8 protein-coding genes (1 of these 8 cut by a window edge) are annotated in these 6649 nt (G+C 66.1%); 7 read left to right on the plus strand and 1 reads right to left on the minus strand.

The genetic code is table 11. The annotated features are described in order from the left end of the window. Positions 1–127 precede the first annotated feature (127 nt). Positions 128–946: an alpha/beta fold hydrolase gene (locus I6F37_RS17900; protein ID WP_225111502.1), complete on the plus strand. Its 819-nt coding sequence runs from the start codon at positions 128–130 to the stop codon at positions 944–946. Positions 947–948: 2 nt separating this feature from the next. Beyond that, the gene (locus I6F37_RS17905) at positions 949–1761 is read left to right on the plus strand and encodes an alpha/beta fold hydrolase (RefSeq protein ID WP_225152209.1); all 813 of its coding nucleotides are present in this window, start codon (positions 949–951) and stop codon (positions 1759–1761) included. Position 1762: 1 nt separating this feature from the next. Here the strand turns inward: I6F37_RS17905 and I6F37_RS17910 are convergent, their stop codons facing one another. Beyond that, on the minus strand, positions 1763–2218 hold the full coding sequence (locus I6F37_RS17910) for a carboxymuconolactone decarboxylase family protein (protein WP_225152229.1): 456 nt from the start codon (positions 2216–2218) through the stop codon (positions 1763–1765). Between the two features lie 100 nt (positions 2219–2318). Here I6F37_RS17910 and I6F37_RS17915 point away from each other — a divergent pair, with 100 nt between their 5' ends. From I6F37_RS17915 to I6F37_RS17935, 5 genes are all read left to right on the plus strand, one after another. Further along, complete coding sequence (locus tag I6F37_RS17915) at positions 2319–3218, plus strand: sigma-70 family RNA polymerase sigma factor (protein ID WP_225152211.1); 900 nt, start codon at positions 2319–2321, stop codon at positions 3216–3218. A gap of 141 nt (positions 3219–3359) precedes the next feature. Continuing rightward, a complete protein-coding gene (locus I6F37_RS17920) occupies positions 3360–4037 on the plus strand; it encodes a GntR family transcriptional regulator (RefSeq protein ID WP_225152213.1) in 678 nt (225 codons plus the stop codon). 148 nt (positions 4038–4185) lie between these two features. Further along, on the plus strand, positions 4186–4986 hold the full coding sequence (locus I6F37_RS17925; RefSeq protein ID WP_036020838.1) for a phytanoyl-CoA dioxygenase family protein: 801 nt from the start codon (positions 4186–4188) through the stop codon (positions 4984–4986). A 153-nt stretch (positions 4987–5139) separates the two neighbouring features. Further along, complete coding sequence (locus I6F37_RS17930) at positions 5140–6453, plus strand: NAD(P)H-dependent oxidoreductase (RefSeq protein WP_109142262.1); 1314 nt, start codon at positions 5140–5142, stop codon at positions 6451–6453. Between the two features lie 180 nt (positions 6454–6633). Beyond that, positions 6634–6649: the beginning of a TRAP transporter substrate-binding protein gene (locus I6F37_RS17935; protein WP_035996972.1), read on the plus strand. 1073 nt of this gene lie beyond the right edge of the window; the window shows 16 of its 1089 coding nt (coding positions 1–16); the start codon lies at positions 6634–6636; its stop codon lies beyond the right edge, outside the window.

Below are 6649 nucleotides of genomic sequence, written 5' to 3' on the forward strand. Positions count from 1 at the left end.
TTCCTGGCTTGCTTCCGTTGCAGGCCCCCACTTTGATGTCGTGCCAAATCTAGGCTTGGAAATAGTTGCGATCCACCCGGTTTCCGGGAATCTTGCACAGGCGTTCCAATCCTCTCCCGAGTCCATCATGCAGAGCCTCCACGTCAACGGTTACGACATGCCCTATCTCGATGTGGGCGAAGACAGGGGCCGTCCGCCTCTGGTCTGCGTGCATGGATCGCTGAATGACTTCCGCGTCTGGGGCTGCGTGCTGGGGCCGCTGACGCAGCGGCACCGGGTGATCGCCGTCAGCCTGCGGCACTTCTTCCCGGAGCGCTGGGACGGCGTCGGTGACACCTATTCGATCGCCCAGCATGTCGAGGACGTCATCGCCTTCATCGACAAGCTCGATGTGGGACCGGTCGATTTGATGGGCCATTCCCGCGGCGGGCATATCTGCTTCCGCGTGGCGCAGCAGCGGCCCGATCTCTTACGCCGGCTGATCCTGGCCGAGCCCGGGGGCGAGCTCGATGCGAGCCTTGATCCGGACTACGTCGGCGGCCCCTCGCCGCTGCTGGCGCGCTTCACGGCCTCGGCCGAGAAGATCGCGGCCGGCGATGTCGACGGCGGGCTCGCCGTCTTCGTTGACACGCTGGAAGGCCCAGGCACCTGGCCGCGATTGCCCGCGATGGTGAAGCAGAACCTGCGCGACAATGCCTTTACGCTGATCGGCCAGGTCCGCGACAGCCGCCCGCCGTTCTCGAAGGCGGATGCGGAGGCGATCAAGATGCCGACGCTGTTCATCCTGGGCGCGCGGACCAAGGGCCTCTTGCCGAAAGTGCTGCATGCGCTGGCCACGCATGTGCCCTATTCCAAGACGGCGATCATCCCGAACGCGACGCATCCGATGTTCGAGCAGGCGCCGCAGAAATTCTCCGAAGTGGTTTTGGATTTTCTGGCGAGCTGACCATGCAAAGCTTCCGCGTCAATGGTTACGACATGGCCTATCTCGAGGTCGGTGAGGGCCCGCCACTGGTCTGCGTGCACGGCACACTCGGTGATTTCCGCACCTGGTATTCCGTGCTCGGTCCGCTGTCGAAATCCCATCGCGTGATCGCGGTCAGCCTGCGGCACTTCTTTCCCGAGCATTGGGACGCCGTCGGCGAGGACTACAAGATGGCGCAGCACGTTGCCGATACGATCGCCTTCATCGAGCAGGTCAGGCCCGGCCCCGTCGACCTGATGGGCCATTCGCGCGGCGGACACATCGCCTTTCGCGTGGCGCAGGCGCGGCCTGATCTGTTGCACAAGCTGGTGCTGGCCGAGCCCGGCGGCGATCTCGACGCATCCCTGCCTGTGCCGGAAGGCACGCCCGCGCATCCGTCGCTGGCGGCCCGCACGGCGCGATCGGTCGAGATGATCCGCGGCGGCGACCTCGAGGGCGCGCTGCAGAATTTCTACGAAGGCATCGAGGGCGACGGTTCCTGGCGGCGCGTGCCGGCTGCGGCCAAGCAACAACTCCGCGACAACGCGCTCACCTTCCTTGGCCAGATCAACGAGCAGCGCCGGCCCTACACCCTCAGCGATGCGCAGGCGATCAGGACGCCGACGCTGCTGATCGGCGGCGGCGCCACCACCGGCAGCCTGTCGGTGATGTGGCGCGTGCTGGCCGCGCACATCGCGGGCGCCGAGACGGCGGTGATCGCGAACGCCGGCCACTGGATGTTCGAGCAGGCGCCGCTCGAGTTCGGCGAGGTGGTGAGCAGATTCCTGGCGAAGTAGCTCACACCTTCCACACGCCGACGGGCATTTTGATCGCCGCATTCAGGCGGTTCCACACGTTGATCGTCGCGATCGCAACGATCAGCGTGGCGAGCTCGCGCTCGTCGAAGTGCTTGGCGGCTTCGTTCCAGATCGCATCGGGCACCGGATCCTCGCGATCGGCGAGGCGCGTGACGGCTTCGGTCAGGGCCAGCGCGGCGCGCTCGGGGTCCGTGAAATAGGGCGCCTCGCGCCAGGCGGATACGGCGAACAAGCGCTCGTCGGTCTCACCCAGTCTGCGGGCGACCTTCGGGTGCATATCGACGCACACGCTGCAACCATTGATCTGGCTGGCGCGCAGGTGCACCAGTTCGAGGAGCCTTTCCGGCAGACCCTGCTTTGTCAGGTTGCCGAGGGACTGAAGGACCTTCATGGCCTCCGGCAGGACCATGACGGGATGATTCATGCGGGCGTGCATCATGTTGCGTCTCCATCTGTCGAATTTAGAAGGTTCCGGTCACATCGGCCGGATTGGCTTCGTCATGGGCATGACGGATCGCGACGAGGGAATGTGACCGATGACCGGAGAGAATTTTCTGACCGAGCAGTTCGAGGCGAGCAGGGATCATTTGCGTGCGGTCGCCTACCGAATGCTGGGCTCGCGCGCCGAGGTCGACGATGCCGTGCAGGAGGCTTGGCTGCGGGTCAGCCGCTACGACCTGTCCGACATCGCGAATTTGCGCGGCTGGCTGACCACGGTCGTGGCGCGCATCTGCCTCGACATGCTGCGCGCCCGGAAGTCGCGTCGCGAGGATCCGATGGGTCCGCACGTACCCGAGCCGGTCGACGATACCCGCGAGCGAGAGGCGGAGATGGCCGATTCCGTCGGCGCGGCACTGCTGGTCGTGCTGGAAACGCTGCAGCCCGCGGAGCGGCTCGCCTTCGTGCTGCACGACATGTTCGCCGTCCCGTTCGAGGAGATCGCGCCGATCGTCGGCCGTTCGGTCGATGCCTCGCGGCAACTGGCGAGCCGCGCCCGGCGGCGCGTGCAGGGCGCGCCGGTGCCAGAGACGGATCGGACGCAGCAGCGAAGGATCGTAGATGCATTCCTTAAAGCGTCGCGCGAGGGCAATTTCGAAGGGCTACTCGCGGTGCTGGATCCCGACGTGGTATTCCGCGCCGATCAGGCGGCGGTGCGGCTCGGCTCGCTGGCGGAGGTGCGCGGCGCCGAGGCTGTCGCGCAGCTCTACAAGGGCCGCGCCCGGACGGCGCGCACGGCGCTGGTCGATGGCGAGATGGGTGCTGCCGTCATCCTCGGCGGACAGTTGCGGGTCGCGCTGCGCGTGACGTTCGCGGGCGAGCGGATCGGCGCGATCGAGGCCGTTGCCGATGCGGACGACATCGCCGCGATGGAGGTGCAGGTGCTGGATGGCTCAGATCCGGACCCGTTGTCGCGAAAACAACCCCATGCACAGTAGACGGACTTGGGAAAATCAACAGCTTACCCGGGTGACGTGAAGCCCTTGGGATCGCCCGAGATACGGCTTGACGCTCCACCTCGCCGAGCGTAAGTTCGAATACGGAATTCCGTATTCCTTCGTTCTTCTGGAGCTGCCGGCGTGATCCCTCTCGACCCGCTCCCGAACCTGATCGACCAAGTCTATGCGCGGATCCTGGAGGCGATCTCCGACCGCACGCTTCGGCCCGGCCAGCGCATCCGGCAGAACGAGCTCGCCGATCGGCTCGGCGTGTCGCGCCAGCCGGTGTCGCATGCGCTGCATCTGTTGCATCGGCAGGGCCTGGTCGCCGAGAGCGGCCGCCGCGGCTTTGAAGTGACACAGCTCGATCCCGCGCGCATCCGTCAGCTCTACGAGGTGCGCGGCGCCATCGATGCGCTGGCGGCCGGGCTGGCCGCTCAGCGCGCGGCCAGCGACGCAGCGGGACGCGCGCGACTGGAGGCAGCGCTCGCCGCCGGACGCCGCAGCGACCGCGACACCACGCTATCCGAGCTCATCGCGCTCGACGTCGATTTTCACCGCGCGATCTATCAGCTCGCCGGCAATCCCGTGATCGAGGAGACCATGGCGCCGCAATGGCCGCACATGCGTCGCTCGATGGCGACGGTGCTCTCCGAGCTCGATTATCGCGCCAGCGCCTGGGCGGAGCATGCCGATATTGCCGCGCACATTTTCAGCGGCAACGCGAAAGCGGCCGAACGCGCCGCGCTCGCGCACGCGCAGACGGCGGGACGGATGACCGAGGAGAGATTGCGGGCGACGGAAGAGGCGGCGGCGTAGCGATTGCCACCGTCATTCCGGGGCGATGCGTAAGCATCGAGCCCGGAATCCATCGGGCGGCAGAGACTGCGGGGAAAATGGATTCCGGGCTCGCGACTTCGTCGCGCCCCGGAATGACAAAAACAAACAAAACCAAGGAGGACGACCCATGAAACTGTCTCAGGAGCAATTGGAGTTCTTCCACCGCGAGGGCTGGCTGTTCCTGCCCGAGCTGTTCGCCCAAGAGGAGGTCGACCTGCTCGCGCGCGAGGCGGTCGCCATCTATGAGGCCAACCGGCCGGAGGTCTGGCGCGAGAAGAGCGGAGCGCCGCGCACGGCCTTTGCCGCGCATCTCTACAACGAGGCGTTCGCGATCCTCGGCGCGCATCCGCGCATGATCGAGCCGGTCGAGCAGGTGTTCGGGGAGCCCGTCTACATGCACCAGTTCAAGATCAACGCGAAATCGGCCTTCACCGGCGACGTCTGGCAATGGCACCAGGATTACGGCACCTGGAAGCGCGATGACGGCATGCCGGAGCCGCGGGCGATGAACATCGCGATCTTCCTCGACGAGGTGATGCCGATCAACGGTCCCCTGATGCTGGTGCCGCGCAGCCAGAACGCCGGCGATCTCGAGGCTTCGCACGATCTCGCCACCACCTCTTATCCGCTATGGACGCTGGACGAGGATACGGTCACGCGCCTCGTCAAGCAAGGCGGCATCGTCGCGCCCACCGGCAAGCCCGGCGGCATGCTGATGTTCCACGGCAATCTCGTGCACGGCTCCAGCGGCAACATCACGCCCTATCCGCGCAAGATCGTGTACCTGACGCTGAATGCGGTCTCGAACCATATCCGTACACCGACCCGGCCGGACTACATCGCGCATCGCGATTTCACGCCGATCAAGACGGTGGACGACGACGCGCTGCTGCGGCTGGCACGGGCACCGCGGCAGGCGGCGGAGTAACCTGTCATTCCGGGGCGACGCGGAGCGTCGAGCCCGGAATCCATCGGGCCGCAGTGCTTGTGGAGAAATGGATTCCGGGCTCGCGCTTCGCGCGCCCCGGAATGACGAAGTTTGACAGTGTCACCTGACAGCCATAGCGATCTCGGACCCCCCATGAACCTCTTCCGCCTCCTGCAAGCCCGCGCATCCGCCGGCAAGCCTGTCCGTGTCGCGCTGATCGGCGCCGGCAAGTTCGGCTCGATGTTCCTCGCACAGGTGCCGCACACGCCGGGGCTGGAGGTGCCGATCATCGTCGACATCGACCGCGACCGGGCCCGCGAGGCCTGCCGGACCGTCGGCTGGGATGCCGAACGCATCGCCGCGACCGTGTTCACCGATGACGGCGCGCGCGCCATTGCCGGCGGCGCCATGGACGTGGTGGTAGAGGCGACCGGCAATCCCGCCGTCGGCATTGCCCACGCGCGCGCCGCGATCGCGGCGGGCAAGCATATCGTGATGGTCAATGTCGAAGCCGACGTGCTGGCGGGCCCGCTGCTCGCCGACGAAGCGCGAAAAGCGGGCGTGGTCTATTCGCTCGCCTATGGCGACCAGCCGGCGCTGACGGCGGAGATGGTCGATTGGGCCCGCGCCACCGGATTTCACGTCATTGCCGCCGGCAAGGGCACGAAGTACCTGCCGGCCTATCACGACGTGACGCCCGACGGTGTCTGGCAGCATTACGGCCTGACCGCGGGCGAAGCGCAGTCGGCCGGCATGAATCCGCAGATGTTCAACTCGTTCCTCGACGGCACCAAATCGGCGATCGAGATGGCCGCGATCGCCAATGCCTGCGGCCTCGACGTGCCCGCGGACGGCCTGGCTTTTCCGCCGTGCGGCGTCGATGATCTGCCGCACATCATGCGGCCGCGCTCGCGCGGCGGTGTGCTGGAGCGATCCGGTGTCGTCGAAGTCGTCTCCTCGCTCGAGCGCGACGGCCGGCCGGTGTTTCGCGACCTGCGCTGGGGCGTCTATGTGGTACTGGAGGCGCCCAACGACTATGCCGCCGATTGCTTCAGGCAATACGGCCTCAAGACCGATGGGAGCGGACGCTATGCCGCGATGTACAAGCCCTACCATCTGATCGGGCTCGAGCTGAACATCTCGGTGCTGTCGGCCGCGCTGCGGGGCGAGCCCACCGGGCAGCCTTACGGCTTTCGCGGCGACGTCGCCGCCGTGGCCAAACGTAACTTGCGTGCCGGGGAGATGCTCGACGGCGAAGGCGGCTACACGGTATGGGGCAAGCTGATACCGGCGGCCGCGAGCCTCAGGGCTGGGGCCCTGCCGATCGGGCTCGCACATCGCCTCAAGCTTAAGCACGACGTCGCCCATGGCACGTTGGTACGGTGGAGCGATGTCGAATTCGACCCGGGCAACGAAACGGTGAAGGCGCGCAAGGCCATGGAAGCCGCGTTCGCGCCGCAGCATTGATCGGCTTGGCAGGCGCACAACCAAAGCGAGCTTGATTTGCTGTTCCCCTTTGGTCATGCTGCCTGCGATCCGGGAACATTGAATTTCGGACACCAAGAAACGTCGGCCACCGGCGAAAGATGAAGCGGCGTCAAGACCGCGATCCCTCGTCGAGGACACGACACCGCAGGAGGGAAACGCATGGAACGTCGTAAAT

Origin of the sequence: Bradyrhizobium sp. NBAIM08, from assembly GCF_020193935.1 — a bacterium.
In the GTDB taxonomy this organism is placed as follows: domain Bacteria; phylum Pseudomonadota; class Alphaproteobacteria; order Rhizobiales; family Xanthobacteraceae; genus Bradyrhizobium; species Bradyrhizobium yuanmingense.